Genomic DNA, 26,618 nt, shown 5'->3' on the forward strand with positions numbered 1-26,618 from the left:
TACCGGCTTGCTAAAGCCGGGTTCCCAAAATGCCCGCACACCGCCTTTGGATGAAAAGCGGCGCTTCTGGACGCGCGGTAGATCTCGATCATACGGCCATAAATAACGATAAAGATACAGATATACAACGCCCACATGGTAATGCCAATAAAGAGGGATTGGAACCACAGTCCGAACAGCGGTCCCAAATCCATTTCCATCAGCCTCGGCTCCAGATCGGTCATAACTGAGGAAATGTCAATGGACGCATCCGAATTGATAATCCCTGCCGCCTGTGCCACCACGCTCTGCGCCATATCAAAGACGCCCATCACGATATTCCATGTGTTTGTGACAATGAGGATGGCGGCAGCTGATTTGAACACCCACTTGAAAATCATCCAGGTATCCACATCATGCAGGTTGTTCTTGTCTGCAATCATCTGGATCAGGTCTACGGTCATCACGATAGCCAGGATCACACCTGCAATCGGTACCATGATGGAGTTGGACAGATTCTCAATCATATTGAAAATACTGCCATTCCATCCCTGTGGGGTCTGTCCTACCTGTACGGATATATCCGCGACCTGTTGGTTTACGCTGTCAAACATCCCCGAAAGGTTGCTCATAATACCGCCCACCAGCATTTCTTTCAGCCAATTCGTCAGGGCTTCAAGTAAGAAATCCATACGGTGTCAACCTCCTTTCCGCCGCCCCCGCAGAGCTGCGGGAGCGGCAAGGATTTCATGTAGGAACGCTTAGACAGAGAACAGCCCGGAGAGCAGAGGTACAAGAACCATACCAACAACGGCTACACCAGCACCGGCCATGAGCTGCTTCATGCCCTGTGATTTTACTTATGTGTGATAAAGAAGTAATAGAAGTGTAAAAAATTTTGCCGTTCCTATCCGGCACTTGCGCATTGTGTCGGACAGGTCGGGCGGTTATTCGGGCAAGTCCACCTTGCCAACAAAAGAATAATAAATCTCAATGTCCTGCCTACGGGTCTTGTTCTCGTCATAGCTGCACTCATGCACAACGATTTTCTCTACAAACTCCCGCAGCAGAGTAGGGGTAAGTTCTTCAAAGCTGGTATGCCGCCGGACAACATTCATAAACTTTTCTGCGTTCACGGTGGCTTCCTGTGCTTTGGAAAGCTCCGCTTGGATAGCAGCGGCTCTTTCTTTCAGCTCCCGTTGTTCTGCTTCATAGTCTGCCGACAGCTCTGTGAAACGCTCGTCTGATATGCGCCCGGTCACGCTGTCCTCATACAGCCGCTTGAAGATAGCGGATAACTCGGCTATGCGTTTCTCGGCGGCTTCCAGTTCCTTTTTCTTGGCGGCGTTCCTGCGTTTGCCCCCGTCCTCGTTCTGCTCAATCAAGAGCTTCATAAACCGGGCTTCATGCTTTGCCGCATAGCTTGTCACTTTCCGCAGATTGGAGAGTACACCAGCGGTCAAGAGGTCGGTACGGATAAAGTGCGCCGTACAGTCATGGGTGCGTTTCTTGTAGTTGCCGCAGATATAACAGTCCTGCTTGCGCTTGTCCGTCTGGTATCGCTGCTGATACATCACACTGCCGCAGTCCGCACAGAACAGTATGCCGGAGAACAAGCCCACTTCATCATAGCGGTTGGGGCGTTTACGCTGCTTGCGTAGCTCCTGCACCCGTTCCCATGTTTGGGTGTCTACGATAGGCTCGTGGTGGTTCTCGAAAATCACTTGCTTTTCCGGGGGATTTTCTACACTGTGCTTGACTTTGTAAGAGAGTTTTTCCGTCTTGAAGTTTACCAGACAGCCTGTGTATTCCCGGTTTTCAAGGATATGCACAACGGTATTGGTCGCCCACTTGCACTCATATCCGGGGTGGTAGCGGCGGGTGCTGCCCGTCCTGCGGTATTCCAGCGTCCCCGGCGTGGGGATTTGCTGCTCTGTGAGCATACGGGCTATCTTGGTCGGACCATTCCCGGCAAGGCAGAGGTTGTATATCTGCTTGACTACGGGTGCGGCTTCCTCGTCAATAATGAAATTTTCGTCCTCGTCCATGAGGTAGCCATACACAGGCTTGCTTGTGATAGGCTTGCCACTCATGCCTTTTGAGCGTTTTACCGCCCGTATTTTCTTGCTCGTATCTCTCACCAGCCATTCGTTAAAGATATTCCGCAGCGGGGCAAAGTCATTGTCGCCCTGTGCGCTGTCCACTCCGTCATTGATAGCGATGAAGCGGACACCTTTCTGTGGGAAAATCATTTCCGTGTACATTCCCACTTGCAGGTAGTTTCGCCCTAACCTCGACATATCCTTTACGATAACTGTCCCGACTTTTCCGGCTTCAATGTCCGCAAGCATGGCTTGGAAACCGGGTCTTTGAAAGTTCGCACCAGAATAACCGTCGTCCGTGTACCAGCGCAGATTGGAAAAGCCGTTCTGCTTTGCATAGGTTTCAAGGATACGCTTCTGGTTGGAAATGGAATTGCTCTCGCCTTGCAGCTCGTCCTCATGGGAAAGTCTTGGGTAAAGGGCGGTAATTGGTTGTTGGTTGGTCTGTCTTAACATAAAATCCTCCGTTTCCGACAGCCAGCCCCACTATTCCGTACCTTGATTGTACCACATGGGGCGGCTGTCTGTATAGCGGCAAAAGCGTCAAATCTGCTTCTTTATGGTCGGTCAAATTGCTATTTTTTGTGTAGCAGATGACTGGGATTGCATAGTAGAAAAACTCTTGTTCTTATGGTAAAATGGGGCTAATCAATACAAGGGGGTGTGACAATGAAAGGGTTTGTCCGTAACAATCAGTACCTTTCTCTTTGTGGTCTAAATTGTAAATTATGTCCTATGAATTTGGCAGGGCATTGTTCCGGTTGCGGCGTTGATAATCAAAGTTGTAAAATCGCAAAGTGCAGTATTGAACATGGGAAAATCGAATATTGCTTTCAGTGTACCAGCTTCCCTTGTGACAAATACGCTCATATAGATGATTTTGATTCTTTTATAACTCATCACAATCAAATGAATGACATGGAAAAAGCCAGCCAGATAGGGATTCCCGCCTATAATGCTGAACAGGAAGAAAAGCGCAAATTATTGGATTTCCTCTTGTCACACTATAATGACGGGCGCAGAAAAAATCTATTCTGTGTTGCAGTCAATCTCTTAACGATTAAAGAAATTGAAAATATCTTGCAGACAGTTAAATCCGATAAGGATTTTCAAAGTATGGGAAAGAAAGAACAGGCTTCTGTTATCGCAAAACTGTTGCAGGATATAGCTGCTCCAAAAGGCATTGAGTTGAAACTTCGGAAAAAATAAAGTTGTTACTGATATTCCAGCGGTCATGCTCCCCGGCGTGACCGCTTTTCCATGTCATCACTTATGCGCTGAACGGTGGCGTATGTCCGGCAGCAGCTTCCGCTTCCAGCACTTTCATCATCTTGTCGGCTGCGGTGTTGGTTGCGCCCTGCTTGAAGAAGCCGGAAATGGTAAGGACGGAGTTGCCCATGCGGATTTCCGTCACACAGTCCGGGCGGCGGTCTGTTTTGGTGGTGCTTGTCTGTTTCGTTTCTGTCATAGGCTCTCCTTTCGCTGCTTCATCAGTTGCTTTAAGCGTTCCAGCTTTTCCTGTGCGGTTTCCTTTCGGAAGTTGCTGCCCGTGAAGCGGACGGGGGCGCACATGGAAGTCAGCCTGTCATAGATACGGGCGTGGGGCGTGTCCTGCGGGTGCTGCAATTCCTCCAGCGTGAGGTTGGTCGTGGCGATCAGCGGCTTGCCGCATCGGTAACGGCTGTCAATCACGCTGTAAACCTGTTCCAGCCCGTATTCTGTCCCTCGCTCCATACCGAAATCATCAAGTATCAGCAGGGGGTAGCTGCAAAGGCGGGAAATATATTCGTTCCTGCCATCAAAGCTGGCAGCAAGGTCATTGAGTATGGTTGCAAAGTTTGTCATACAGACGGCAACCTCTTTCTCCATAAGGGCGTTGGCGATACAGGCGGCAAGGTAGCTTTTTCCTGTCCCCACGCCGCCCCAAAACAGGTAGCCGATATTTTCAGCCTGCATGGTTTCCCAGCTCTCCACATAAAAGCGGGCGGTTTCGGTCTGTGGGTTTCTGCCGTTGTCATGCTCAAATGTCCAGTTCCGCATAGCAGGGTCGGTAAAGCCCCGGCGTTTCAAGTCCTCCACTTTTTCAAGGTGCTTCTGTCGGCTTTCGGCGGCTTGCTGCTTTTCACGGGCTGCTCGCTGGCAGTCGCAGTCTGTTGGGTGGCGGTCACGCCCGAAACAGGTCTTTCCCTCTGCAAAGTAGGCTTCTTTGGGCGTATGGCACTTGCCGCAGTATAAAAGCCCGTCCTCGCCTGTGTAGTCCTCCGCTTCGGCGGTAGTGGCTGTAATGTCCGTAATCATAGCTTCAATCTCGTTTTTCATAAGCTCTCGCCCTCCTTGCATGAATAATCGGGTATGCCCTGTTTCGGGGTAGCCTTGCCTTTGGCAGCGTCTTCCTGCGCCCACTTGTAAATGGTGGCTGCATGGCTGTGGTACTGCTTCCCAGTGGAAGCGATATGGCAGGAAAGCCGGTCAATATAATACTCCCACTTGTCGGGCAGCTCTGTTTTCAGCCCGGAAAGCTCTGTATCGGTCAGTATCACATTGTTGTATCTGCCATAAGCGGCGGGGGCGGGGTGTCCCGTTTCTCCCTCTCTCTCTTTTTCTATCTCTATCTCTTTCTCTAACTCTATCTCTTTCTCTGGTGGACGAATGTCGGACAAATGTCCGCCTTTTGTCCGGGGCGGTAAAAGTGCCTTGTTTTCCAGCCTTGCAGCCCGTTTTCGCTCGGCTTCGGTAGAGGACTGTCCTATCATCAACTCAATGTCGGTCATATAGAAAGCCCCGCTGTCAAGCTGCTCCACAAGCCCCAACTGCCGGAAAATCTCCAAAGCCCTCTCAACCGTTCCTATCTGGTGGCGGGTCAGTGTCGCTATCATCTGCGCTGTGTAGGGGATATGCTCGTCAAGCTGCAATTTCCCGCCGTTTTTCAGCGATTTTAAGTACAGCTTCAAGAGGATATTGGAGTATAAAATCCCGTCTTTCATATCTTCCAGCAGCACAATGGAGTCGCTGTCAAAAAAGTTCTCTTTCAACTTGAGGTAGTAATACTTGCGGTTATCTGCCATTGTCCCCGTCCTCCTTTTTCCGGCGTTTGGAGTAGTAGCGGGGGCAGAGTATGACAACCGCCCGGAAGCTCTGCTTACAGCTATGGGTACAGCCCCGGCAGAGGTCGTTGTATGTGATACGGTCGCAGGTGGTATTCCCGACTTTCACTTGCCGCAGGAAAAAAGACCATTCCAGCCGCCGTTTCTTGCTCATTCTTGGCATGGGTGCGCTCCTTTCTGCCGTTTCCGCTGGTGTGGCGGTATCGGCGGTAATTCTGTATCATCTCGGTATCATTTTCGGGGTTTTTCTGCCCTGTAAGCCCGTTAAAAAATCCTTTGGTATTGGGGATAGGGTACGGGGCAGCCCCCTTGTTCTGTATGGGTTCGGGTACATTTTGGGGGCGGTTTTTATCGCTCCTGTTCCTGCCTTTTCACAGGCTTGCGCTCCCGGCGTAAAATCTGGTCGATATTGCCCTTGACAGTCTGTAAGCGGCGGTATTCCTCCCGTTTTGCCCGGTAATCGTTGTAGCCGCTGTTTTTCTCTTTGATAAGGCTTTCAATCTCTGCTTGCAGGGCTTTATAGCTCGGCAGCTTGGAAATGCCGTTCTCTCTGAAATAACGGGCGGCTGCGTCTGCTATGATAAAGTCGCTTTCGTGCTTCTGACGGTAGGCTGCTTTTGCTTTGGCGTTTTTCTGCTGTTTCAGCCCGTCCCGGACAGGGCGGGTCTTGGAATAGGCAAGCACCTGCCGTTGCAGCTCCTTTTTCCCGTTTAGCGTCTTTTCCACCTGCTTTAGCTCTGCAAGGCTTTCCTGCATGGCGGTATAAGCGGCAGAACAGGCTTCGTCCAGTTCCTCCGGGGAAGAAAATCCATACTGCTGATAGGCGGTAACGGTAGCTGCCATTTGCTTTAGGTTGTGCTTTGCCGCCCAGCGGTCATAGCCCACGCCCTTTCCCTCGGCTCGCTTTGCTTCCCGGTCAACCATGCGCTGCAAGGTGTTGTCTGCCGGGGTGGTTTTTGTGGCTTTTTCCTCCCGCAAGCGTCCCTTTTGGGTGTGGGGGTATTCCGGTATGGCTTTGCTTTGTTCGGCGGCTCTGTGGGCGTTCTGCGTGAGCAGGGCAAGGACAGCAGCCTTGTCAAAATCGTCCCCCAGCTTCCGGGCTGTGATAGGCTTTGTCCTGTCCGGCGTGAGGTAAGAAAGCCGCCCCCGGCTCTCCTTGACGGTCACGCCCTGTTGCAAGAGAACGGCGGCGAACTCGCCATAGCTTGCGGTAGAGGACAGCGCGGTGCGTATGGCCTGCCGCAATTTTTCCTTGTCTGTTTCAAACTTCGTGGGCTTGGCTGGTTGCTCCTCGGCTGGCAAGGCGGCAGCTTCCTTGTCCAGCTTTGCCTGCCCTTTCCGCTGCGCCCAATACTCACGCTCGGTAATGCGGTTTTTGCTGCCATGCAAAAGGTCGATTTGATAGAGATTTTCCCGGTGGCACATCTCCATGACCTCGGCTTTGAAGTATTCCATAGCAGCGTCCGTGCAGCGATGTTTGCACCCGGCACGGGTATCTGCCGGTCTGTCCATGTAGGGCAGCAAGGGTACTTCCTCAATACGCAGAGAATTGATAACGATATGAACATGGATATTGCCGCTGTGGTTGTGTCCGTCCGGGTGGGTGCAGACAATGGCTTGGTGTCCGGGGAAATGCTCGGCACAAAATTCCTCGCCCAATGCTTGCGCCCGGTCTACGGTCAAGCCGTTGTCCGCTGCGTCCCGTGGGTCAAAGGAAATGATATAGTGGTGGCTTTTCACATCTTCCCGTTTTTGGTTTTTCTCATAGCGGAGATTGGCTCGCATACAGGCAACAGCGAAATCCTCGCCCCCGCAGTTAAGGGAAGAAATGCGGTAATCCTCCCTCGATATCAGCCGCCCGTTTTCATCAAGGGTGGGCTTCATGGTAAACTCGTCATGCTCAAATGTGAGGTAGGCTTCCGCTGCGCCATAGTCAGCATTTTTAGAGCTGATATGTTTGAATGTTGCCAACAGCGTCACCCACTTTCTGCAAGACTTCAAACTTTAGGGCAGCAAGGTCGGAAACTGCCGCCCGTACCTCCCCGGCAAGCTGCGGATAGGGACTGTGCCACTCGTTCAGCGTCCGGGCTATCTGGTTTAAGTTGCCGCCGATCCTGCCGTATTCGGCGGTCAGCTTCCCGACAGCGGCAAGCAGCTCGTCATTGACGGGGGAAACGGTTATGATGGGGCGTATGGCTGCCCCGGTTATGGCTTGCCGGATAAACTCGGCTTGGCTCATGTTGCAGGCAGAAAGCCTTTCCGCAAACTCGGCGTATTCTTCCTCGGTCATGCGTGTCTTGACTACCCGGCTGCGGTGCGGTGTGTTGTATCGTTTTCGCATGGTAAAACCTCCTTTCTGTGCGTGGTGTCCTCTCACTAATAGGAGAAAAACAGGGGGTAAAGCGGAACTGTTTTTGAAAAATCCGAAAAAATATTTTGAGGGATTTTTAAGCGGCGCAAGCCGCATAAGCAGGGTTTGGGGAAGGCACTCCCCAACAAGATTCCCGCAGGGGCAAAATGAGCGAAAAGCGAATTTTGGTACTGCGGTAGAATCTTGCTCTAAAAAACTGCCGCTTTTCTCGGCGGCTCTGGTCTGCGGATATACTGGCTTGCTTCACCAATATAGCGATTGCGGCGGCGTGTTCTGCCCGCTTTTCACCACTACAACGGTGAAAAGGGTTCGTTTTGGCAAACACAGCGGAAATTTTTTTATTTTTCCTGTCTGCTCCCTACAACAATCCGGCGGTGTGGTTTGCCAAAGATTTTTGAAAATGGGGGCAAAAAAGCAGCAAACCTTTTTCAAGATTTACTGCTTATATGCCGCTGTGATGGGCGATGGTATTAAATTGTCAGCCAGTTCGTCAAACTGGAATTGCGTTTATTTATCTTCCTTTGAAAAAACACCCCATAAAGAAAATGTAATACCTGTTACCAATAAAATAATTCCTATTATCAGCACAGGGAATAACCCCATATCAGATACTGTTTGCCAATATCTCCCCCATTCAGTATTCCACTCTGTTGTATTTTCCACATTCATACTTGCAATTAAAGAAGTGTATAACAACATCAATGTTCCTGCATATCTGTGTCGATTTGTTTGTCCATTTTACCTAACGTAGAATTAACTGAATGTACGTTATATGAGCAAAAATGTTTTTTTCAAAGGCTGGAGAATATTAAACTCAACCCGCCATTCAATATCGTCCGATATTGGCTCAAAGTGTAGGGCAGAGCAAGCAACATGGAGATTTTCTTGCTTGCTGGCACCACACAGGATTGCCGTTGGCCCATCCGCACCGCCGATAATGCCGACACAAACAATATCGTTTTGAGCTTCCGGCGCAAAGTGATTTGTTATAGGAGCGATTTCTAAAGGCTTATCGCCATTGGCACAATCACGGATTAAAATATCATCGTCTGGTTTAGGCGAAAGCGTGTAGCTCATGGCAGTAAAATGCGTCGGATAAAACCAACGGTCAGAGCCAACGCACTTTTGAGAAATTGTCTGCTGCTCCAATTCCCGTACGGTCAATGTGTATTTTGTTCCGCTGGCTGGATGGGAGAAAGAAAACGAATCGCCGGGAGCGTGTGCCTTGAAATGTGGTCCTGGGACACGGCGTGACTGCTGCTCCATCGTGAGGGCGAGTGATTTTATCTCAGGGCGGCGTTTGCTTGTCCATGGAAAAGCTGCCCTAAAAATCATCCATCCATAGGATATATCCAAGTCATAGTGTTCCAACGCCCACTTTGCTTCCGTTTCATTGATCATTCCATCTGGCAAACATGGATTAAAGACCACAGAGCAACCATGAGAAGTCTGTATTATTTTCCCGTTCAATTCCAGACGAGGAATAAAGTCAAGGCAAAGCGGATTGTCTAAATCTATTTGCATTTGCTGCTCCTGCGTGAAGTATTCGCAGGAATCATTTTCGGGGTGTAAATCCCACTTTTTCATAAACTTGCGAATGTCCTCTGCGGGGGTACACATACAGAGATCCAAGACAAGTCCCTTGCTGCAAGAATACGCCGCAGGAATCGTCCAATGATGACCAGCCCATTCAAATTGCTGATCTACTCGTATTTCTGTCCCGGCACGGTCTTTTCCCGAATGTCCCCAAAAGTTCCCCTCAAAGTAGACTTTCCACTCCGGGATCGTCGGTTCTGCATCCGGGTTCATATCAGTATCATAATAATCCTCGGTATACTTGATTTTGCTATAATCAAAAGATGTTTGCAGTTCTTTGATATATGTCCACGGCTGCTCCATAGGCTTCAATTTCATTTTCTCGGCAAGCTCCGAAAGTGTCCTTTGCTGTTCCTGCGTTGGAGGATTGTCCTGCAAAAAGGCTTCAAATTGCGCTTCGTCCCACATCCACGCTTGCTCCAAAGCTGCTTCATCGCTGCAAGCAAGGAGCAATCTTAAAAAGTCTGCAAAATTCCTCGCCAGCGGGTGAACAAAATCGGGTGCAGAGTTCATAGGGCTAATGGCAAAAACCATACTCCCAAAGCCCCGAATAAAGCAGAAATGGATACCGTCCACACCTGCCCAACCAAATATAGATGCTCCTTTAGGCGTACAAAAGTATGGTGCATTATCTTCACGGAACTCTACGCCCACGGAGGAAAGGTCGATTTTACTCTGCAAAAACTTCTGAAATGTTCTATCCATAATAATCTCCATAAATACTGCTGGTTTATCTCATTATACACTATTTTTATCAGCGGTCAAAGCGGAACTTCAACAGACTTTCTATCAGCCGCCTGACGATATGCTCCTGCATATCTGTGTTGATCTGTCCATCCATTTTCGCACAAGAGCGAATATACCCGGCATAATGAGATAGAACGGCGGCAACAGCTTCCGGGTCGCCCTCGCTTGCCTTAACGATTGTTTCATAGGAAAGTAGCTGGTTCATAGGACAAACCCTCCAACTCTGCCCGTAGCCGCCGTAAAATCATCTGAATACGCCGCCCGGTTGTGTTGCCAGCCCGTCCATATCTCCGTCCAATCTCCCTATGCGTTAATCGTTGGAAGTAGTACAGGAAAATGATTTCCTGTTCCATCTGTGATAGTGCGGACAGGGCTGCGGCAAGCTCTGGACTTTCCAAAAGCACCATCTGACCACAGACGAAAAGCGGATAGCTGGTCATGCCGGATTGCTCCGCAAAGTATTTATCTGTGGTACTGAATGAATAGTGTTTTTCTTCTATCAGATATTCAAGCGAGATTTCCCGCTTGCGGCGGCTCCGTATGCTCCGGGCTGCGTCTATGGCAGCGTGGCGAATGACGGTCTTGCAAAAGGCATCGTGTGTATGTCGGATATGTTCTTGATACTTTTCGTGTTCGGTCATGGAAATCCCCCTTTCTGAATAATGGCAGAGGGCGGCAGCATTTTGTGCTGTCGCCCTCTTGATTACCGAACAGCAAAGACGGGCGGGGCTGTCAACGGCGGCGCATTTGCGCCGTTCATCTTGACCGTTGACAGGCTCGGCTGGGTTTGCTATCTGCTCACGGCAATTCACTCTCATTGATAGGAATTGCTTCAAGTTCCGTATTCAAATTGTTCCAATAAGAGCCAATATCCGCACTTGTGAAATACTTAAAACCGCCTGCTTCTGACTTCAATTCGCCGTTTTTAACTCCATAGCAGGCGTAAATCAAATCGTAGCTTGTTCCATCTGAGAGGTTAAATCTAAAGCTGGTCACATCTGCTCCGGCAGTTTCCTCAGTTGTTTTGTCTTTTAAGGATAAGCCCTTGAACTTATCATACAGGGCCTTTATATCATTTTCAGCAACAACTACTTTCTTTTCTGCTGATGCAGGCACTCCGTCATAGTGGTACATTTCAACGCTTTCGACATCTTCAACCTCAAATGGGAAGTCGATTTTGACAGGCTCATAAGCAATGTTTATAGGTAACAGAAAGAGAGCTGTAAAAATTGCAATGATACAAAGAGCGATGGAAACGAGAACAGCAATCGTTATCTTTTTTCTGCCTCTCTGCTTTTCTTTTGCCTCATGGCGCATAATAACGCTTTCGCTTTCTTCGTGAAGAACATCTTCGTTCGTGTGAGAAAGCAATTTCTGATAAATTGCGTTACAGTCAGCACAGACGTTCAAATGCTCTTTTACCATCTCTGCGCTTGCTTCGCTGCAAGCACCGTCAACATACAGCGGAAGAATATCTCGAACAATATCGCATTGTTTACTCATGATTTTCGTCCATCCTTTCTTGAATTTTTAGCTTTGCACGATGATAAGTAACTCTCGCCCATGATTCTGTTTTTCCAAAAATTGCAGCGATTTGTGAAAAAGATAGTTCCCCGAATACGCGAAGCTGAAAGACTTCTTTGTATGGTTCTTCCAAACGGTGAAGAACGAGGTGTATGCGGAATGCCATGTCAGAATCTGCAACTGAGTTCTCAACATTTTCATTTGATGGCAAGTCATTGATTTCACTCACATCAGCTACTCGCTGACGGCTTCGCATTTCATCATGGTAAAGATTTTTTGCTATGGAGCAGAGCCATGTCAATTCATCTGACTTACCTTTGAATTTTGATGTTGTAGAAACAGCCTTATAGAATGTGTTCTGCGTGATTTCCTCTGCTATCTCACGATTTTTGGCAAGAGAAATAGTATACGAGTATACCTGTAAATAGTAGGCTTTATAGAGCTTTTCATAGTCCATACTTGTCATCACCTCCTTCAGCTTCATAGGTTAGACGGAGAAATCGGAATTTCGTTACAAAAAACTTTGAAATTTTTATACCTTTACGCTACTCTTGCTTTGTGCGGACTATTGGTAGACGTGCATTAACGGCAAGTAAAGAGATTGCTGTGTCAGCTTGATATGTTCAAATGCTAATTAAGTATAGCATACAGCTATGAATTTTTCTATTGCGTTCCCCTGACTTCGGAATAGTGGCAGGGCTGGCTATCCTTGTTTTGCTTTGTGCTTCTCTACCGTACATGAGCATTTGCACCAGGGTTGTCGTTTCCGTAACCTTCCAGCAGGTTGATGACGCCCCAGATACCAAGACCGGCACCGAGCGCGATAACGAGGGTCTGAAGAACGGTGATTGCCTGTTCAAAAAATGCCATAAATAATATTAGCCGGAATCATTTGAATAATTAGTTAGGTTTGTTTCATAAGCGCACAAAAGCCGGAACAATCTGCCCTCGATCTATGAGAGCCTGATTCCGGCTGTCCTCCTTTTTCATTATTTTTCTTGCGATTGTCCGCTTTGTACGCCAATGGCCCATAGAGGGCAGGTGCGGCAAATAGATAAGATCACTCCTTTCTCAGCGGAACCGTATTACACGCCCTCCGTGTCTACTTCATATACATCGCAGACCTCATCAGGCTTGAGTTTTAGTCTGGCAGACAAAAATGCTTCAATATCAAAGGTATTTCGCTTGTCCGCATCAGCTGTGTATTTGAAATTAGGGTGTCTGGTAATGTCATACTTGTCTGAAAGAAACGGACGCACACCGCGCAACTGCAAGATGCACTTGCCGCCATCCATAACTGCCAGCTCGTCCTGGCTCATCAGCTCTTTGCCACATTGTCAAGTGATGAATTCAAGAAAACGGCAGCCGCAAAGAAAAATCTTTGTGGCTGCCGTTCTAATTGGCGGCTTGAAGCAAAAAAATCCCCGGTTGTACCAGGGAAATAAAAACTTTAGTATAGCCTAAAAGAGAAAGCTAGCGCCTTGAGGCGCGGCCAAGTAGAGTGGGCTTAAAGCCTGCGTCCCGAGCCACCCGTTTTACGGGTGGCAGCGACTCCTTGTCTGTTTATCTTATACTTGTCAATTTATATTATCCAATAATGTGAATTATAATATGACAGTACGGATGCATATTATAGAAACATAACTTTGAAAGAATCAAGCATAACCTGTGGAGTGACTCTTCAACGGATAAACTATTTTCACTTCATACAGTTCCGACATATGGAATAAGGAACACCAATCGCCCTCAATACAACTTTCTTTCTATTAGTTAAAAATGCACATAATCAAAAAAGAAAATCGACTTATTTTAGACAAATTCATTGACAAGTTCTGCTTTAGGTGATAAAATAAAAGTGAAAAGTCGAAATTTATATTGTTGGGAGGTAAGACCGATGATTTGTTTTAAGGTTAAGTTGCCTAACTTAATAATGGAGCATTTTTACCGACGCTGCCAGCTTTGGAGGCTTAGAATTAAAATTGTTTCTATTTGCGCATAAGTTAGGCATGATTATTTGTCTACTTATGCGCTTTTTTATTTGAATTTTCAGTATTAGCAGAAAGGAAGTGTTATACATAGATAACATATGGCTTATCCTTTTGCTTCTATTAAGTTTTTTTATGATTTTTAAGCCGGAACTTTTATGGAAAATTGAACACTTCTTTTCTGTAAAAGGCGGTGAACCTACAGATTTATATCTTGGTTTGATGCGGGTTGCTGGAGTATTCTTTTTTATTGCATCCATCATTTGCATTATTGTTTTGGTTTTATAAGAGAAGGGGGGCTTTTAATGAAAAAGCTAACACGTAAGATTGTTGCACTTACTCTTTCCTTGGTTATGTGCATAAGTTTTTCTAACACTACTTTTGCTTATGCCGACAACGAGAATATCAGTTCTTCTGCTGAAGCAAGCAAAGTGAATTGGTGAAAGATTGGCTGGATTATCCTTTCAGATTATGTGGAAAAGCTTATCGATCTCGATGGACAGAGTGAAAAGGATAGTAGTTGGGCCTATCTTGTTTCACCTAGCATAGAATATAACACGGGTGATATGGGGCCTGAGGTTTATTTTCGTCCAGAAGTAGATAACAGCGTTGGTTCTATCCGTATGCATGGACATAGGATTATCTTTGTCGATATTTTTACACAGATTGCACTCATCTTGTCAGATGCCTCTGGTGATACGGTAAGTCAAGCAACTACTGGTACAAATCAGTATATGTTTTATACAAAGAAAGCAGGAGACAGTTCTGGTACATGGAAAGCACAGTTTGTTTCAACTGAGACATACAAATGGCAGTTGTATTATGCCCATTATTACAATGCCAATGCTCGTTCAAGTGTTCCTATGACGGAAGATGGATTTTACTTTGGGGATAATAACAGAGTTTATCAATTCTCTGTTGCAGAATCTTACAGACTTAATTCTCTTCCTCCAGAGGTTGTTGATATGACACAACTTAATGCTCAATTTATTAATCCTGCTGATGGAAAAACTGTAGATTATCTCAAAGACTTTAATGCTGGAGATCAAGTTCATTTCTCTGATATAATTATTGACATTAGTTATGATGCGACTGAGGATGCGACTACATTTTATTTTACCGAGGATACTTATGAGGAAAACATAGGATGGAAATTTGCAGGAAATCTTCTTGACCAATATTCCGCTGGTGATGTTCTGAATCTAACTTTTGATGTGTTGAATGTCGGAAACTATCAGGGCATTACTTTTGAAAGCCTCGACTACTTTGAAGCAGCTTACGCGCATAATAACGGTGCCGCTTATCCCAATATTCAAGATTACCAATAATTTGATTTTGACATAAGGACTTATAGAAGAGGGCGTGTTGCGGATAATTTTCTGCAACGCGCCCTTTTTAGTATGCTTTAGCAAAATAAAGTTATCCCTTTTACTCTGGCCAAAGGAATAACTTTATTGCCTGATAGCATTAAAAGAAAATTGTTGTATCACTTTTGATATAAATTAAAAGTATTTAGCGTCTAAATTCTACCTTGACATTTCCCCAACAAAATTGTAAATAATCTTAACCTCCTGTGTCCTCTGACCATCAATCTTCTTGATTTCTCCAATCAGAATCCGGCTAATGAGCCGGTTCAGCACCGCCTCGTCCAGTTCCTCGATGGCGGCATAGCGCCGGATTTCCTTGATAAAAGTGCGGACTTCGCTTTCTTGCGCATCGGCACGACCTTGCATCATTGCCAGGTCATGCAGGCGTTTCTGGTTGGATTCCTGCTCCTGTTCCAGCGCCGCCGTCAGCTTCACAAACCGCTGCTCGGTCAGGATGCCTTTGGCCTTATCGGTGTACAGGCTCAGGAACATCCCGTCAATTTCCTGATTTCGGGCTTCCAGCCGCAGGCGTTCCTTTTCTGTCTGGGAGGCGTCCACCAGATACCGGTGCTCCATCCGGCGGCTGAGCCGCTGGTAGAACGCATCGGCATCCTTCATAGCCTGCGCCGCCAGTTCCTGAATGTCTTTCAGCACCAGATTGTATAAATCCCTGGCCTCGATCTTGTGGCTGGAACAGACCTTGCAGCCCATGCGGTTGTAGGTCTGGCAGATATAGTACGCCTTGTCAATCGGCTCCCGCATTTCGCCGGTGAAGCGGTTCTTCCCGGTTCGGCCCACTTTCTCATACCGCACCTGCATGGACTTCCCGCAGGTGGCGCAGTAGACCAGACCGTGGAACAGATTATAAAAGGGGCAGGAATTCCCCTGAATGGTCGGCCTGCGGTCAATGAGTTCCTGCACCTGTTCCCATTCCTCCGGCGTCACAATGGCCTCATGGCAGCCCTCGATCACTTCCCACTGGTCACGGGGAATAATGTCATAGGTGTTGGAGCGGATGCCTTTCTGATGCGTCCGAAAGACCAAATGTGCGCCCTTATAGAATGGATTTCTCAGGATGTGACTGATTCTGGCTCCGCCCCAGAAATAATAGTTGGCGTCAAACTCCGTGTTGGCTTTGACATGGGTGATTGGGATTTTTTCTTCCATCAGACGTTTGGAAATCCTCATGCAGCCCAGCCCGTCAAGGGCATAGTCATAGATTTTGCGGATGATTGGCGCTGTCTCAGGGTCAATGATGAGATGCCCCTTGTCCTCCGGGTCACGCATCAGGCCGAAGGGCGGCGTCCCTCCGCAGAACTTCCCCTGCCGGGAGCGGGTGGTGATGCCTGCCAGCACCTTTTTAGAAATATCCCGGCTGTACATATCGTTCAGGATATTCTTAAAGGGCGTAATGTCCATCTCCTGACGGGTCAGGCTGTCCACGCCGTCCGTGATGGCGATATAGCGTACATTGTGTTTGGGGAAAAAGATTTCGATATAGCTGCCAGCTTCAATATAGTTCCTACCAAGCCTGGATAGGTCTTTGGTGATGACGCAGCCGATCTTCCCCGCCTCAATGTCAGCGATCATGCGCTGGAAGGCAGGGCGGTTGAAATTGCGGCCCGTATAGCCGTCATCCACATAATATTCATACTGGAACATTCCATGCTTTTCAGCAAAGTCCCGAAGCATGATTTTCTGGTTGCTGATGCTCATACTCTCGTTGTCGCCGCCGTCATCCAGAGAGATGCGGCAGTAGAGAGCGGTGATTTTCTCATAGACTTGTTTTTTCCTGCTCATAGCGTTCTCCTTCTATGAACAGGGACACGATACCATTATAGTACCATGTCCCTGCCCCTGAATCAACCGTTTTTACGCAGCGTTTTCGGCCATTTCCCGCTGCTGACGCCATTCCTCGAAGTGTTCGCAGGTCTGACGCTCAATCAGCTGCTCAAAGGCTTCCCGCATGGACTTCTCCCCGGAGAACTCCCGCACCACCACAAAACGGACTTTATTTTTCTGCTGTTTGCTTTTTTCCATAGGCTACCTCCATAGAGTAGCAGGCCAGACGGCAGCACTGGCAACGAAGTCCGGCAACGAACCTCTGAAAACCTGTAAACTACCGTCTGACCTGCAAATCTTACTTTATCAATTTTCTTGAAAAATCTCGTTGTTTTCGTTGCCGGAGATAGAGATAGATATTAGAAAATACCTTATTTACAGGCTTTTTCCGTATCCAGACCGGAGAATCCCCGGCAACAAACCCGGCAACCAAGTGGCAACCATCCCGGCAACAGACCGCTAATTTTATGCGATCCACTCCTTCGGCAGTTCCAGCTGGCAGCATTCTTCCTCGGTCAGCTCCACAAATCCATCTTCGTTGCCGGGCAGTTCGTTGCCGGAAACGTCCCGTTCCCAGCCCCTCTGCCTGCCATATCCGGTGAACATCCGGGGATTGGAGAATGGTTTCCAGCCCGTCACCACCGTGTTCATGATCTCGTTGATATTGTGCAGCTGCCACCGCTTCGGCTCATCGTAGGTGTGGCCCAGCGCCTCCTTGAACAGCTGTTTGGAGCAGACCATGCTGCCGGTGTAGTGTTCCAGAAAGCCCTGTATCTGTCCGGCCTCGGTGTCCTCCGGCATGAAATCCTTCTGCACCTCCACCAGCTGGCGCTGGATGGACTTGCTGAACTTCATAGAGTAGTGGCCGCTGCGGTAAATCGTCATGGCCTCCGCCCAGACCTGTAAAAGATAGGCTCTGGAGGCGTCCTCGTCCTCCAAAATGTGAACCTCTGCATTCTCCGGGTAAATCATGATCGGCAAAAAGCGCCGATTTCCGGCCCGGTCAAGGGGCAGGAAGTCCAGTGTGTTGGACGAACCGCCGAACACACACTGCCGCAGCCGGTCTTTGGGCTGGGCCTCGTAGGGCGTCCGGTAGGTTTCCTTCTGGCGGCTGATAAAGGAGCGGATTTCTTCAATGCTTTTGGCGCTGCTGGTAGCCAGCATCTCCGACATTTCGATAATCCAGTGTCCTTGCAGCTTCAGATACACCCTGTCATCGTCCAGTTTTTTCAGGTCGTCACTGAACCACTCGTCCCGGATCGCCAGCAAGCGGAAGAAGCTGGACTTGCCAGCCCCCTGACCGCCCACCAGACAGAGCATTTCCTCATATTTGGAGCCGGGGCGGAATACCCGCCGGATAGCCCCCAGCAAAAAGTGTTTCAGCATTTCCTCCACATAGTCGCTCTCGTCCGCACCTAAGAAATGATGGAGACAGGAGCGGATGCGGGGCGTCCCGTCCCAGACAAGGCCGTTTAGCACGTCCTGTATGGGATGGTAGCAGTTCTCATTCGCCACGATGGAGAGCGCCGCCGTCATCTTTTTCTCACTGGTCAGGCCATAGGTCTGCTCAAAATAGAGAAGCAGATATTTCACGTCCGTATCCGTCAGGGCACTGGTATTCCTGCGCCAGCCTAAATCCTGTACAATGTCCACCCGGTCAGTCAAAAGGTTCAGGCGGATCGCCCCACGCAGGAGAGGGTCATGGCAGAACACCGTCCGGCAGTTGCCGATGGTGTTGGCGGGCTGGCCCTTCTCGGTGACGGACAGGCTTTCCCGCACCTCATCAACGCTCCGCTCCGGCGCTAAGGCTTCGGCTGCGCTCATGGCGGCCTGCCGGGTGGCTAGCGGTAAACTCTGATATTCGCTGCTCAATCTTCCTCACCTCTTTTCCATACTCAGCGACCACGGAAGCACGTTCCTCCATGCTGCCGGACAAGAGAATATCCAGCAGATATTCCGTGTACGGTTTCTTTTGCAGGGCCTCCACGAACAGCGGATTCCACGCTTCATCCGGCGTCTGCGGGGCGTATTCCTTCTCCCAGCGTTCCAGCAGATGCAGGTAATTGCACAGCACCCGGAAACATTTCTGCTCCGCCTGCCGGTAACGCAGTTCCTCGCTGATTTTTCGCTTGACCGGCCTCCTGCGGGGCGGGTCATGGCCTTTGGCGTCATAGTGGACAGAGAAATCCTCCGCCAGCTTCAGCGCCGCCTCCTTACTGCTCAGACTAAACAGACGGGCGGTAAAATCAATCACATCCCCATCTGCCTGACAGCCAAAGCAGTGGAACCGATGGTCAATCTTCATACTGGGATGTTTGTCATCATGGAAGGGACAGCAGGCCATGCCATTCCTGCCAACCTGCACCCCGTAATATTCCGCAGCCTGCCTTGTGGTGACAGACTCCTTCACCGCTTCAAATATATTCGATTTTCTCACCTCCAGGCAGAGAAAAAAGCACCCGTTTCCGCAGAAAATCAGGTGCCTCATAACTCCATATCGTGTTTCTTTTTCGGAGCAATCCGCCCCTCACGTTCCCAGCGTTCCCGGTTATCTCGGTCAGCGTTCAGCCTGCCTTTCGCCAGCTTCTCCCGGATGGATTCTCTGGCCTTCTCCTTAATCTGCTCCTTACCGGCCTTCTTGACCTCCGGCTGCATGAGAGTTTTCTGGATTTTTGCCAGGGCGTTCTGCATGACCCGTTTGATTTTGGTAATCACTCCATCCAGACGGGCGGCAGCGTAGTCACGCTCCTTCTTCGGGGCCTTGCGCTCCGGCGAAAGCACCCATTTTTTCGATTCTTCCACCAGACGAATATCTTCCTTGTGTGTCTCCTGCCGGACGGTATCGGTCACCACCTCCACCGCCTTGTCATAGGCCGCATCGGAAACATCATCTAACAGCGTCTCCACGTCCTCGATTTTGAGCGTCAGTTCTTCCAGCTTCTGCTCCTGCGCCGCAAGCTGCTCCTTCTGCTTCATCAGGATATAATCCTGTTTTTCCAGATAGTCCCGCCCGCCGTAGGACGGCTCCTGATCCAGATGCAGCCCATGCCGTCTGGCGATGTCAAACAGGATCGTCCGGCAGACCGCATCAAAGGTCTGCTTGCGGTTGTTGTTCCGGCCTTTGGGCTTCTCCGGGTTGGGGAGAGGGATGCCAAGTTCTTCCAGCGCCTTTTCCTGCTGGGGGCACAGTTCCCCATAGTGGTTCTCACAGTCAAAGACGTGCCGCTCATGGATGTGGGGCGTCCCCTCGTCCAGATGGAGCGCCCAGTCCAGGATGTGGATATGGGAACCGAAGCGGCGCTCAAATTCCTGATAAAACTCATTGACGATGGAAAAGAGCGTATCCGGCGAGACGGATTCTCCCATCGTGCCGATCTGGTAGATACTTTCCTCCGGGCAGGTCTTGTTGTTTTTCAGCAAGTCCTCCACAGTGCGGTTGCGCTCGGTGTGCCGGGTTTTCTCATTCCGGGCGTTCTGAGCTTCCACATAGCCGCCGTAATGCTCGTAGTAATACATCCGCTCGATTTCCTCAAAGCTGAAATCCGGCTGCTCCGGGTTCTCCCGGAACTCATGGGTGGTAAAGCCCCGGTAGCAGTCCCAGTAGACATTTTGCCTTGCCCGTTCTGCGTCAATGTGTTCGCTGTTCTCCACATCGAACCGGCGGTCATTGTGGCGGGGATTATAGGTGCCATGCTTGCCGGAGCGTCCATTGTGTCGTGTCAGTTTCAAACAGATTTCCTCCTTCCTGCGAAGATGTTCTGGGGCCGGGGAAGGGGCGGCGAAGCCGCAAATCCTGCGAATTTTGCGTCAGGTAATACCCAATACAAGTTGACGCAGGCATCAACTTTCCCTGGGCAAGGCGTTTCACCCTTGACCCGATGGGGCGGCTGCCCTCAACCTGCCAAGGCACTTCGTCCTTGACCCGATAATGGCTGCCGCCCTTAACCTGCCAATGGGCGTTGCCCCTTGACCCCAGCAGTGCGCTGCCGCCCCTGCACCCCGCCACAAAGGGCTGGCCGCCCTCTGTACTTCCGCACCGGCGAAGCTGGCTTCCACCGCAGGAACGGTGTTTGCCAGTTTCACCGGCTCCGTATCCACACATTTGCGCCCATAGGCGGGGAGTGGATACGGAATACGCCTGCGGGGATTGCCGGTCAAAACATCGGGTGCAGACCCGTCATTTTTCCCGTAAACACCCCGATTTTAGGCGATTTTTTCTTCCGTTACCACCACCTGAAAGCCATGCTCCTTTGCGTACTCCCTTGCGGCGGCTTTCCGTTCTTCGCTGTACGGAGGCACCAGCCGGATCGACAGCCGGGACTTGTCCAGCACATAGGTCACGCTGCCCTCCGGCGTGCTGCGCTCCAACCGGCACAACAGTGGGTACTTCCGGCTGAAATCAGCCAGCCTGCGCTTCAAGCTGGCGTTGAAGGTGTAGACGCTGGCAAGGTTCTCCGCCTCGTTCCAGTTGATGATGGTTTCTTTCTCATACTTAGACAGCTTCTTCATACAGATCCTCCTCATAATCGGTGTAAGATTTCAGCACACGCAGGTTGCGCTTGAGACGGCGGTACTCGTCCATCTCCATGCGCAGATGGTGATAAAAATCCTCGTACCAGCTTTCGTTCATCTCCGTCTCCACCTTCCGGGCCAGCCCCAGCATCCGGCGTTTGGCCTCCGGGTCAACCGTCAGAGCCGTCAGCCATTTCAGCCGTGTCACCGTATTGTGGTGGCTGAGACAGCCGTAAGCGTAGAGAATCTTCTTTTCTTTCATACTCAGTGTCATAATGATTTCCTCCATTTCTTTGCTGCGGAGCCATGCGCCCCGCATGATAAACTTGTTTCCTGTCCGCCGGTCTGCCTGCAAGCCGCTCCTGCCCGGAATTTCTCCCGGCGTATCGGCCTCTTTGGTGTGCTCGATTTCTGTCCTGGCGTCACTTCCCCGGAGGCCATACCCCTTGCAGCCGGTCATTCGATTTTCAAGGTTCTGTGCCTGTCTGCAAGAACCAGTTTACCGAAAAAAGAGGCCCTTTCCCGTATATCCAAAACGTCGGAAAAACGCTCGAAATCCGCATATTTCCACGCTTATGGAATCGTGCTATAATGGGTGTAATCACTGAAAAAGATAACGAGAGAGGGGGCTTTGGATGTACGCAAAGCTGACAATCCCGGAGCGGCTCAAAGACCTGCGGGTGGTGGACAAGCACCTGACGCTGGAACAACTGGCGGAGCAGACCGGCCTGTCTAAATCCGCGCTGGGAAAATACGAAACCGATGACTACAAGGACATCAGCCCGTTTGCGATTGCAACGCTGGCGGACTTTTACGGCGTGTCCACCGACTATCTGATGGGGCTGACGGAAAATAAAAATCACCCAAACACAGAACTTCAATCTCTGCATCTGAGTGATGATATGGTGGAACTTTTGAGCAGCGGCAAAATCAACAACCGGCTTCTCTGCGAACTGGCTGCCCACCCGAATTTCCGGCGGCTGATGATAGATATGGAAATCTGCATCGACCAGATCGCCAATATGCGGGTGGAGCAGATGAATCTGGTGTTGGAGGCCACCCGGCAGACCGTCATGAGCAAGTATGCGCCCGGAGAAGATGACCTCTATATGCGGACGCTGGAACTGGGGCAGGTGCAGGAAAGCGATTTTTACAGCCATGTCATGCACGATGATCTGGACAGCATCGTCCGGGACATCCGGGAAGCACACCGCAAGGACAAGACCACCGCCGACCCGCAGCCCACGCTGGATGACGTCAAGGAAAAGTTTGAACAGGCGCTCGAACAGGGCAGCCAAGAGGAAGTGGTAATCCACGAATTTTGCGACAGAATGCAGATACCCTTCGAGAAGATTTCCTCAGAGGACTTCTCTGCATTTTTGCGGATACTGAGCCTGTCCAAAATGCTCAAAAATCCCAACAACATGAGAGGAAAGGCCAAGCCGCAGCCGTACTATGCGCCCAAGCGGAAGAAACGCAGATAACAGGAAAGCCGCCCAATCTGTACCGTTGGACGGCTTTCGACCCGTTTGTGGGCGGAATAAAATATGTGGTTATACATCCGTTAGCTGACCGTTTTCATCAGCTTTTTCATAAACTTCCAGAGACGGATGCCATCTTTGAGGCCCAGCCGGTAAAAGAAGCACTCGCTTTCTGCACCAGAATCGAAAATAGAATCACAGTAGTGTCTTACAGCGTCCTTCTGTTCCTCAGACAATGCGCTGATTGCTTTTTCATACTCGTTTTCCAAGCGAAGGCAGTCCTCTTTTTTCTCCGTGCCGGTTTCTGCCTCCCGCCACTTAGCAAACTGGCTCTGCATCCGCTCCTGAATCATCAAATCAACCAATTTTTCTATATCTGTACCCATAAGCGCCCCTCCTTATGCTGGGCGGATATAATTCCGGTATGTTTCCAGGACGGAATCTGACACACCGCTTTTATATACTTTGCGGATGTCGGAGATTTCCTCTTGCTTCAGCAGTTTCAGCCATTTCAGCAGCTCAGCCCTGCCGTTGGCAAAGTTACAATAACGCCCATCGGCGTATTCGATACGGTATCTCATAGACAGGCACCTCCTTAAACAAAAATCATCTCAGAGAGGATGATTTCCTCTGCTCGGCTGCGAATGCTGTTCATGCCCCCGACCCACGCAAGCTGGTCACGGGCTTTCAGTTCCTCGGTGACACCCTCCGCCTCCTGCATCTGCGAGACGATACACGCCAGCCGGTCAGCGGCCTGTTCGTTCAGGTCAGCAAGATATGTCCAGAGTTTTCCCGACAGAAGCAGGGCATTGTACTGGCCGGGCCGGTGTTCTTGCAGAAACGCTTTGTGCATCCGGCCCCACCGCCCAATGGGGCGGCTTTCCTCCGGTAGCTCCAGATCGGGGATGTAGTAGTCTCCCACCAGCGTGTAGCTGATTCCGTTTTGATGGATTTTCTTTGGTAAATGCTCCATGTTCGACCTCCTGTATTCAGTTATTTCAGAATCCAGTTGATCGTGTCCCTGTTCATGATAAATTCAAGGCAACTGAACTCTTCACGAACAAGTATGGCATATCTTTTCCCAATTTCTGATAGTTGAGCGAGTGGGAGGTCTCCCGTCCCCGGCTCTCTCCGGTGTTGTAAGTGTCTATGGTCTCCTTTCCCAGAACAGCCGCCAGCTCTTTCAGCGTTGTTGGCTCTTTGCCACCCAGGAAGATGGAAGTATCCATATTGCCGATGATGGTATCGGCATTATCTTTGTAAATTGCCTTGAGCTGGCTCTGTGCCTGCAACACCAGACAGGCAGAGATTTCACGGCTTCGGATGGTGGCCACCAGCTTTTCCAGCTTCGGAATCTGCCCGATGTTGGCACACTCATCAATCAGACAGCGCACATGAACCGGAAGCCTGCCGCCATACACATCGTCGGCCTTTTCACAAAGCAGGTTGAATAACTGGGTGTAGCACATGGAAATGAGAAAGTTAAAACTGTCATCCGTATCACTCATAATGAGGAACAGAGCCGTTTTTCTGTCTCCCAGCGTATCCAGTTCCAACTCATCGTAGGATGTAACCTCGCGCAGCTCCGCAATATCAAATACGGCAAGACGCGCACCGCAGGAAATCAAAATCGACTTAGCGGTTTTGCCGGCTGCCAGCTTATATTTCTTATACTGCCGCACTGCGAAGTGGTTTGGTTTTTCCGATTCCAGTGCATCAAACATCAGGTCTACAGGATTTTTGAACTCCTCGTCATCCTCCCGGACTTCCATGGCGTTGATGAACTCGATGAGGGTGGAGAAGTTTTGCTCCTCCACCGGAGCTTCATAGTGGATATATCCAATCAATGCGCAATACAGCAATGTTTCCGCCTTGACCCAGAAATCGTCTCCGGCCTTGCCCTCGCCTTTGGTATTAGCGATCAGCGTTGTCACCAGCTTCAAAATATCCTTTTCCGAGTGGATGTATGCAAAGGGGTTATAGTGCATGGACTTCTTGAAGTTGATGGTATTTAGGACCTTGATTCGGTACGGCTCATAAATGACCTTGCCGTGCTTATCCTTCATGGGCTTTCCGTCCTTCCCCAGCTTGGGCGCACCCCTTTGGAGCATTTTTCCGCACTCCACCAGAATTGTTCCCTTCGGGTCCGTCACAACATAGGAGCTGTGCATCTGCATTAGGTTGGGTTTCAGCCAGAATCGGGTCTTACCGGAACCGGAGCCGCCAATCACCAGTACATTTTTGTTTCTGGCAGTCTTGGGGTCCTTGGGGCGACTGTTCATGGTCAGGCTCTCCGTTTTCGTCAGAATCACATTGTTCTGAAATACAGGATCAACATAAGGTGCAATATCCTCACGGGTTCCCCAGCGAGCCGAACCATATTCCAAACCATGTCGATATTTCTTGGCGTTCTTGCTTTTAAGATACACCGCCAGCCTCAGACCAACACCGCAGCACAGCCCTACCAACAAGTCCAATGGATGCAGGCTTGGCCAGAAACTTTGCAACGCCCCAGGCAGAGCCGTAACCAGCGAAAGAAACTTTTCTGAGGCATCCGCACCTTGTGCCATTCGCCATGCCTCTCCAAAATTGGTAGCAAACAGCCCCAGCAGGATATACGGCATATTCAGCAAAATGAGCTTTTTGATGTCCAATGTCTTTTTCATCGTTCCAGCTCCTTTCGCTTGGTGCGATCCACCACAGCATTTTTAACCATCTCTTTGAACTGGTTAAGTTTTGCCAGTACGGACGGGCGCTCTGTTTTCGTTGCCTTTTTGACCTTTTTGTTGGTGTACTCTGTAAAAGCTGCTGTCAGAGCATCTGCATCACGGCCTTTGAAAAAAATCAGGTACTTTGGCGGAGAACTGCTGCGGTCCTTTTTCACCGCATAATCCACACCATATTTCCGGGCGATCTTCTCAAACTCCTTGATAGATGGGTCTGTGATCTCAATATTGGAGATCCCCTGATTCTGACCAATGATCTGCTTGACGGTCTGTTTGCCGTGGGGTGTCACAGGAGCGTCACGGCTTCTCTGCTTTTGCAGCTTCTTTTCCTTGCAGTGGGCCATGTACTTGCTGATGGCGGCTTTGAGCAGCCTGCCGGTGAACTTTGTTCCACTGACAACCAGTGTTAAAGTCCTGTTTTCCACTTCTTCCTGCATTTTCATCGCCTCCTTTCCACAAAATGTGCAGGGGTGGTGCACTTCTTTCTAAGGCGGGACCACCAGCCGCCGGAGAAAATATTTCTTCATCGCTCCATCCCGCGGTTCTTTTTCTTTACCGGCTTCTTATCCGGCAGATTCCACTCTTCCCGAAACTCTGCCACACCTTTGGGGTCAAATGCCTTCAACTTCTCCAGATCAAAGGCAACGGCAGAATATTTTCCATAACCGGACTGCACCTGATAGGGAAGCACCTTCCCCAACTTGTTCTCTTTGATGAATCGCAGCAGGTCCTTGCTGATGTCACCGGAAATAAACGCCTCTCCGGGGTCCAGGGAATATCCTGGTAGGTTCACCGTCATATCTGCAAACGCCTCTGCTCCATCTTCTGTATGGGTAATCATGCCGATATAAAGCCGCTGATTATTCGCATACATTCCAAGTTGCAGCGATATGGTTTCTTCCCCATATTCCCACTTAAAGGGTACTTTCTTTTCCTCATTCATATCGGATTCCTCCTATCGTATCTGTTCTTTGTGGTCATAAAACAAATCTCCATTTCTGACCTTTGCATGGCTGAGAATCTTGATCTGCCCATTTGCCTGACTGTCCAGAGCTTTTTCATAGCCTATATCTGACAAAAACAGGCGGGTGCGTTCTCCTTTCCAGCCAACCGGGGAGTCATGCGTCAGTACATCAAAAATAATCATGTGCCGGGTGTTCTCCGCAAATCGCTGGAGATCCATGTAGTCATGACCGTGATAGTTCTGCGCCCCGGCTTTCTGGCGCATTTCCTCCATCAGCTGCCCGATTGTTTTGCCTTCCTGCATAAAACCCACTTCCTT

At 49.5% G+C, this 26,618-nt stretch carries 33 protein-coding genes and 3 pseudogenes; 6 read left to right on the top strand and 30 right to left on the bottom strand.

Features of this window, described 5'->3' with window-relative positions; all coding sequences use genetic code 11:
• From LKD48_RS06170 to LKD48_RS06180, 3 genes and pseudogenes are all read right to left on the bottom strand, one after another.
• On the bottom strand, positions 1–671 hold a 671-nt coding region (locus LKD48_RS06170; RefSeq protein WP_308731531.1), incomplete at its 3' end, for a VirB6/TrbL-like conjugal transfer protein, CD1112 family.
• Positions 672–740: 69 nt separating this feature from the next.
• Positions 741–836, bottom strand: a pseudogene (locus LKD48_RS16425) (Maff2 family protein); the annotation flags it as partial.
• A gap of 90 nt (positions 837–926) precedes the next feature.
• Complete coding sequence (locus tag LKD48_RS06180) at positions 927–2,537, bottom strand: recombinase family protein (RefSeq protein WP_110439999.1); 1,611 nt, start codon at positions 2,535–2,537, stop codon at positions 927–929.
• 213 nt (positions 2,538–2,750) lie between these two features.
• On the opposite strand from LKD48_RS06180, the gene LKD48_RS06185 reads away from it, so the two are divergent.
• On the top strand, positions 2,751–3,290 hold the full coding sequence (locus LKD48_RS06185; protein ID WP_055246193.1) for a DUF3795 domain-containing protein: 540 nt from the start codon (positions 2,751–2,753) through the stop codon (positions 3,288–3,290).
• A 61-nt stretch (positions 3,291–3,351) separates the two neighbouring features.
• Here LKD48_RS06185 and LKD48_RS06190 read toward each other — a convergent pair whose 3' ends face one another.
• From LKD48_RS06190 to LKD48_RS06215, 6 genes are all read right to left on the bottom strand, one after another.
• Complete coding sequence (locus LKD48_RS06190) at positions 3,352–3,549, bottom strand: transposon-encoded TnpW family protein (RefSeq protein ID WP_308731533.1); 198 nt, start codon at positions 3,547–3,549, stop codon at positions 3,352–3,354.
• On the bottom strand, positions 3,546–4,400 hold the full coding sequence (locus LKD48_RS06195) for an ATP-binding protein (protein WP_055246191.1): 855 nt from the start codon (positions 4,398–4,400) through the stop codon (positions 3,546–3,548). The genes LKD48_RS06190 and LKD48_RS06195 overlap by 4 nt, the downstream gene beginning before the upstream one ends.
• Complete coding sequence (locus LKD48_RS06200; RefSeq protein ID WP_055246190.1) at positions 4,397–5,146, bottom strand: phage replisome organizer N-terminal domain-containing protein; 750 nt, start codon at positions 5,144–5,146, stop codon at positions 4,397–4,399. Before LKD48_RS06200 ends, LKD48_RS06195 begins: the two co-directional genes overlap by 4 nt.
• Positions 5,136–5,348: a hypothetical protein gene (locus LKD48_RS06205; protein WP_082425542.1), complete on the bottom strand. Its 213-nt coding sequence runs from the start codon at positions 5,346–5,348 to the stop codon at positions 5,136–5,138. Before LKD48_RS06205 ends, LKD48_RS06200 begins: the two co-directional genes overlap by 11 nt.
• Positions 5,349–5,533: 185 nt before the next feature.
• Positions 5,534–7,156 carry a relaxase/mobilization nuclease domain-containing protein gene (locus tag LKD48_RS06210; protein WP_110439998.1) on the bottom strand — a complete coding sequence of 541 codons (1,623 nt, stop codon included), beginning with the start codon at positions 7,154–7,156 and terminating at the stop codon, positions 5,534–5,536.
• Positions 7,128–7,526 (bottom strand): plasmid mobilization protein, encoded by a 399-nt coding sequence (locus LKD48_RS06215; RefSeq protein WP_034479871.1) that lies wholly within the window; start codon positions 7,524–7,526, stop codon positions 7,128–7,130. Before LKD48_RS06215 ends, LKD48_RS06210 begins: the two co-directional genes overlap by 29 nt.
• A 73-nt stretch (positions 7,527–7,599) precedes the next feature.
• Here LKD48_RS06215 and LKD48_RS06220 point away from each other — a divergent pair, with 73 nt between their 5' ends.
• Positions 7,600–8,307, top strand: coding sequence for a hypothetical protein (locus LKD48_RS06220; protein ID WP_172678090.1), 708 nt, complete (start codon positions 7,600–7,602; stop codon positions 8,305–8,307).
• Positions 8,308–8,324: 17 nt separating this feature from the next.
• Here the strand turns inward: LKD48_RS06220 and LKD48_RS06225 are convergent, their stop codons facing one another.
• The 7 genes and pseudogenes from LKD48_RS06225 to LKD48_RS06255 form a co-directional block, all read right to left on the bottom strand.
• Positions 8,325–9,857: a hypothetical protein gene (locus tag LKD48_RS06225; RefSeq protein WP_055246187.1), complete on the bottom strand. Its 1,533-nt coding sequence runs from the start codon at positions 9,855–9,857 to the stop codon at positions 8,325–8,327.
• Between the two features lie 49 nt (positions 9,858–9,906).
• Positions 9,907–10,104 (bottom strand): helix-turn-helix domain-containing protein, encoded by a 198-nt coding sequence (locus LKD48_RS06230; RefSeq protein WP_055246186.1) that lies wholly within the window; start codon positions 10,102–10,104, stop codon positions 9,907–9,909.
• Positions 10,082–10,540, bottom strand: coding sequence for an RNA polymerase sigma factor (locus tag LKD48_RS06235; RefSeq protein WP_015512181.1), 459 nt, complete (start codon positions 10,538–10,540; stop codon positions 10,082–10,084). Before LKD48_RS06235 ends, LKD48_RS06230 begins: the two co-directional genes overlap by 23 nt.
• Positions 10,541–10,697: 157 nt before the next feature.
• Positions 10,698–11,402, bottom strand: a complete 705-nt coding sequence (locus LKD48_RS06240; RefSeq protein ID WP_055246185.1) for a zf-HC2 domain-containing protein — start codon at positions 11,400–11,402, stop codon at positions 10,698–10,700.
• A complete protein-coding gene (locus LKD48_RS06245; protein ID WP_231837181.1) occupies positions 11,395–11,880 on the bottom strand; it encodes an RNA polymerase sigma factor in 486 nt (161 codons plus the stop codon). The genes LKD48_RS06240 and LKD48_RS06245 overlap by 8 nt, the downstream gene beginning before the upstream one ends.
• A gap of 272 nt (positions 11,881–12,152) precedes the next feature.
• On the bottom strand, positions 12,153–12,293 hold the full coding sequence (locus tag LKD48_RS06250) for a Maff2 family mobile element protein (protein ID WP_007037419.1): 141 nt from the start codon (positions 12,291–12,293) through the stop codon (positions 12,153–12,155).
• Positions 12,294–12,508: 215 nt separating this feature from the next.
• Positions 12,509–12,754: pseudogene (locus LKD48_RS06255) on the bottom strand (VirD4-like conjugal transfer protein, CD1115 family); the annotation flags it as partial.
• Between the two features lie 735 nt (positions 12,755–13,489).
• Between LKD48_RS06255 and LKD48_RS16500 the strand changes: the two are divergent.
• Genes LKD48_RS16500 through LKD48_RS06265 form a run of 3 tightly spaced genes read left to right on the top strand, consistent with a single transcriptional unit; the run spans position 13,490 to position 14,736 of the window.
• A complete protein-coding gene (locus LKD48_RS16500) occupies positions 13,490–13,696 on the top strand; it encodes a DUF6199 family natural product biosynthesis protein (protein ID WP_334291862.1) in 207 nt (68 codons plus the stop codon).
• Positions 13,697–13,713: 17 nt separating this feature from the next.
• Positions 13,714–13,851: a hypothetical protein gene (locus LKD48_RS06260; RefSeq protein ID WP_308731534.1), complete on the top strand. Its 138-nt coding sequence runs from the start codon at positions 13,714–13,716 to the stop codon at positions 13,849–13,851.
• A gap of 30 nt (positions 13,852–13,881) precedes the next feature.
• Complete coding sequence (locus tag LKD48_RS06265) at positions 13,882–14,736, top strand: hypothetical protein (protein WP_308731535.1); 855 nt, start codon at positions 13,882–13,884, stop codon at positions 14,734–14,736.
• A 198-nt stretch (positions 14,737–14,934) separates the two neighbouring features.
• On the opposite strand, the gene LKD48_RS06270 is transcribed toward LKD48_RS06265, so the two are convergent.
• The 7 genes from LKD48_RS06270 to LKD48_RS16430 all read right to left on the bottom strand — a co-directional run bounded on the left by LKD48_RS06270 (position 14,935) and on the right by LKD48_RS16430 (position 21,589).
• Complete coding sequence (locus tag LKD48_RS06270) at positions 14,935–16,575, bottom strand: recombinase family protein (protein ID WP_055221983.1); 1,641 nt, start codon at positions 16,573–16,575, stop codon at positions 14,935–14,937.
• Between the two features lie 72 nt (positions 16,576–16,647).
• The gene (locus LKD48_RS06275; protein WP_171027916.1) at positions 16,648–16,815 is read right to left on the bottom strand and encodes a hypothetical protein; all 168 of its coding nucleotides are present in this window, start codon (positions 16,813–16,815) and stop codon (positions 16,648–16,650) included.
• Positions 16,816–17,082: 267 nt separating this feature from the next.
• Entirely contained in the window at positions 17,083–18,441 is a 1,359-nt protein-coding gene (locus tag LKD48_RS06280) for a virulence-associated E family protein (RefSeq protein ID WP_055221981.1), read from the bottom strand.
• On the bottom strand, positions 18,401–19,105 hold the full coding sequence (locus LKD48_RS06285; protein WP_055266766.1) for a CHC2 zinc finger domain-containing protein: 705 nt from the start codon (positions 19,103–19,105) through the stop codon (positions 18,401–18,403). Before LKD48_RS06285 ends, LKD48_RS06280 begins: the two co-directional genes overlap by 41 nt.
• Positions 19,102–20,346 (bottom strand): plasmid recombination protein, encoded by a 1,245-nt coding sequence (locus LKD48_RS06290; RefSeq protein ID WP_118219129.1) that lies wholly within the window; start codon positions 20,344–20,346, stop codon positions 19,102–19,104. The genes LKD48_RS06285 and LKD48_RS06290 overlap by 4 nt, the downstream gene beginning before the upstream one ends.
• Positions 20,347–20,820: 474 nt before the next feature.
• Positions 20,821–21,126, bottom strand: a complete 306-nt coding sequence (locus LKD48_RS06295; RefSeq protein WP_055222220.1) for a hypothetical protein — start codon at positions 21,124–21,126, stop codon at positions 20,821–20,823.
• Entirely contained in the window at positions 21,110–21,589 is a 480-nt protein-coding gene (locus LKD48_RS16430; protein WP_226906287.1) for a hypothetical protein, read from the bottom strand. The genes LKD48_RS06295 and LKD48_RS16430 overlap by 17 nt, the downstream gene beginning before the upstream one ends.
• Before the next feature lie 175 nt (positions 21,590–21,764).
• Between LKD48_RS16430 and LKD48_RS06305 the strand changes: the two genes are divergently transcribed.
• Positions 21,765–22,613 (top strand): helix-turn-helix domain-containing protein, encoded by an 849-nt coding sequence (locus LKD48_RS06305; protein WP_055266762.1) that lies wholly within the window; start codon positions 21,765–21,767, stop codon positions 22,611–22,613.
• Positions 22,614–22,693: 80 nt separating this feature from the next.
• Here LKD48_RS06305 and LKD48_RS06310 read toward each other — a convergent pair whose 3' ends face one another.
• From LKD48_RS06310 to LKD48_RS06340, 7 genes and pseudogenes are all read right to left on the bottom strand, one after another.
• Positions 22,694–22,996: a hypothetical protein gene (locus tag LKD48_RS06310; protein WP_055219875.1), complete on the bottom strand. Its 303-nt coding sequence runs from the start codon at positions 22,994–22,996 to the stop codon at positions 22,694–22,696.
• A 12-nt stretch (positions 22,997–23,008) separates the two neighbouring features.
• The gene (locus LKD48_RS06315; RefSeq protein ID WP_055219873.1) at positions 23,009–23,191 is read right to left on the bottom strand and encodes a hypothetical protein; all 183 of its coding nucleotides are present in this window, start codon (positions 23,189–23,191) and stop codon (positions 23,009–23,011) included.
• Between the two features lie 14 nt (positions 23,192–23,205).
• The gene (locus LKD48_RS06320) at positions 23,206–23,583 is read right to left on the bottom strand and encodes a TnpV protein (protein WP_055219871.1); all 378 of its coding nucleotides are present in this window, start codon (positions 23,581–23,583) and stop codon (positions 23,206–23,208) included.
• Positions 23,584–23,680: 97 nt separating this feature from the next.
• Positions 23,681–25,276: pseudogene (locus LKD48_RS06325) on the bottom strand (VirD4-like conjugal transfer protein, CD1115 family); the annotation flags it as partial.
• Positions 25,273–25,773 carry a PcfB family protein gene (locus LKD48_RS06330; RefSeq protein WP_015527532.1) on the bottom strand — a complete coding sequence of 167 codons (501 nt, stop codon included), beginning with the start codon at positions 25,771–25,773 and terminating at the stop codon, positions 25,273–25,275. The pseudogene LKD48_RS06325 and the gene LKD48_RS06330, both read right to left, overlap by 4 nt.
• Before the next feature lie 86 nt (positions 25,774–25,859).
• The gene (locus LKD48_RS06335) at positions 25,860–26,279 is read right to left on the bottom strand and encodes a DUF4313 domain-containing protein (RefSeq protein ID WP_002576240.1); all 420 of its coding nucleotides are present in this window, start codon (positions 26,277–26,279) and stop codon (positions 25,860–25,862) included.
• A 12-nt stretch (positions 26,280–26,291) separates the two neighbouring features.
• A complete protein-coding gene (locus tag LKD48_RS06340) occupies positions 26,292–26,603 on the bottom strand; it encodes a DUF5720 family protein (RefSeq protein ID WP_025487374.1) in 312 nt (103 codons plus the stop codon).
• Positions 26,604–26,618 lie beyond the last annotated feature (15 nt).

Origin of the sequence: Anthropogastromicrobium aceti (assembly GCF_020687335.1) — a bacterium.
GTDB lineage: Bacteria > Bacillota > Clostridia > Lachnospirales > Lachnospiraceae > Anthropogastromicrobium > Anthropogastromicrobium aceti.

What these genes read in the sequence shown, in the direction of transcription:
- LKD48_RS06180 (WP_110439999.1), bottom strand. Translation starts at nt 2,537, where the DNA reads ATGTTAAGACAGACCAACCAACAACCAATTACCGCCCTTTACCCAAGA.
- LKD48_RS06185 (WP_055246193.1), top strand. Translation starts at nt 2,751, where the DNA reads ATGAAAGGGTTTGTCCGTAACAATCAGTACCTTTCTCTTTGTGGTCTA.
- LKD48_RS06190 (WP_308731533.1), bottom strand. Translation starts at nt 3,549, where the DNA reads ATGACAGAAACGAAACAGACAAGCACCACCAAAACAGACCGCCGCCCG.
- LKD48_RS06195 (WP_055246191.1), bottom strand. Translation starts at nt 4,400, where the DNA reads ATGAAAAACGAGATTGAAGCTATGATTACGGACATTACAGCCACTACC.
- LKD48_RS06200 (WP_055246190.1), bottom strand. Translation starts at nt 5,146, where the DNA reads ATGGCAGATAACCGCAAGTATTACTACCTCAAGTTGAAAGAGAACTTT.
- LKD48_RS06205 (WP_082425542.1), bottom strand. Translation starts at nt 5,348, where the DNA reads ATGCCAAGAATGAGCAAGAAACGGCGGCTGGAATGGTCTTTTTTCCTG.
- LKD48_RS06215 (WP_034479871.1), bottom strand. Translation starts at nt 7,526, where the DNA reads ATGCGAAAACGATACAACACACCGCACCGCAGCCGGGTAGTCAAGACA.
- LKD48_RS06225 (WP_055246187.1), bottom strand. Translation starts at nt 9,857, where the DNA reads ATGGATAGAACATTTCAGAAGTTTTTGCAGAGTAAAATCGACCTTTCC.
- LKD48_RS06230 (WP_055246186.1), bottom strand. Translation starts at nt 10,104, where the DNA reads ATGAACCAGCTACTTTCCTATGAAACAATCGTTAAGGCAAGCGAGGGC.
- LKD48_RS06235 (WP_015512181.1), bottom strand. Translation starts at nt 10,540, where the DNA reads ATGACCGAACACGAAAAGTATCAAGAACATATCCGACATACACACGAT.
- LKD48_RS06240 (WP_055246185.1), bottom strand. Translation starts at nt 11,402, where the DNA reads ATGAGTAAACAATGCGATATTGTTCGAGATATTCTTCCGCTGTATGTT.
- LKD48_RS06245 (WP_231837181.1), bottom strand. Translation starts at nt 11,880, where the DNA reads ATGGACTATGAAAAGCTCTATAAAGCCTACTATTTACAGGTATACTCG.
- LKD48_RS06250 (WP_007037419.1), bottom strand. Translation starts at nt 12,293, where the DNA reads ATGGCATTTTTTGAACAGGCAATCACCGTTCTTCAGACCCTCGTTATC.
- LKD48_RS06260 (WP_308731534.1), top strand. Translation starts at nt 13,714, where the DNA reads ATGAAAAAGCTAACACGTAAGATTGTTGCACTTACTCTTTCCTTGGTT.
- LKD48_RS06270 (WP_055221983.1), bottom strand. Translation starts at nt 16,575, where the DNA reads ATGAGCAGGAAAAAACAAGTCTATGAGAAAATCACCGCTCTCTACTGC.
- LKD48_RS06275 (WP_171027916.1), bottom strand. Translation starts at nt 16,815, where the DNA reads ATGGAAAAAAGCAAACAGCAGAAAAATAAAGTCCGTTTTGTGGTGGTG.
- LKD48_RS06280 (WP_055221981.1), bottom strand. Translation starts at nt 18,441, where the DNA reads ATGAGCGCAGCCGAAGCCTTAGCGCCGGAGCGGAGCGTTGATGAGGTG.
- LKD48_RS06285 (WP_055266766.1), bottom strand. Translation starts at nt 19,105, where the DNA reads ATGAGGCACCTGATTTTCTGCGGAAACGGGTGCTTTTTTCTCTGCCTG.
- LKD48_RS06295 (WP_055222220.1), bottom strand. Translation starts at nt 21,126, where the DNA reads ATGAAGAAGCTGTCTAAGTATGAGAAAGAAACCATCATCAACTGGAAC.
- LKD48_RS16430 (WP_226906287.1), bottom strand. Translation starts at nt 21,589, where the DNA reads ATGACCGGCTGCAAGGGGTATGGCCTCCGGGGAAGTGACGCCAGGACA.
- LKD48_RS06305 (WP_055266762.1), top strand. Translation starts at nt 21,765, where the DNA reads ATGTACGCAAAGCTGACAATCCCGGAGCGGCTCAAAGACCTGCGGGTG.
- LKD48_RS06310 (WP_055219875.1), bottom strand. Translation starts at nt 22,996, where the DNA reads ATGGGTACAGATATAGAAAAATTGGTTGATTTGATGATTCAGGAGCGG.
- LKD48_RS06315 (WP_055219873.1), bottom strand. Translation starts at nt 23,191, where the DNA reads ATGAGATACCGTATCGAATACGCCGATGGGCGTTATTGTAACTTTGCC.
- LKD48_RS06320 (WP_055219871.1), bottom strand. Translation starts at nt 23,583, where the DNA reads ATGGAGCATTTACCAAAGAAAATCCATCAAAACGGAATCAGCTACACG.
- LKD48_RS06330 (WP_015527532.1), bottom strand. Translation starts at nt 25,773, where the DNA reads ATGCAGGAAGAAGTGGAAAACAGGACTTTAACACTGGTTGTCAGTGGA.
- LKD48_RS06335 (WP_002576240.1), bottom strand. Translation starts at nt 26,279, where the DNA reads ATGAATGAGGAAAAGAAAGTACCCTTTAAGTGGGAATATGGGGAAGAA.
- LKD48_RS06340 (WP_025487374.1), bottom strand. Translation starts at nt 26,603, where the DNA reads ATGCAGGAAGGCAAAACAATCGGGCAGCTGATGGAGGAAATGCGCCAG.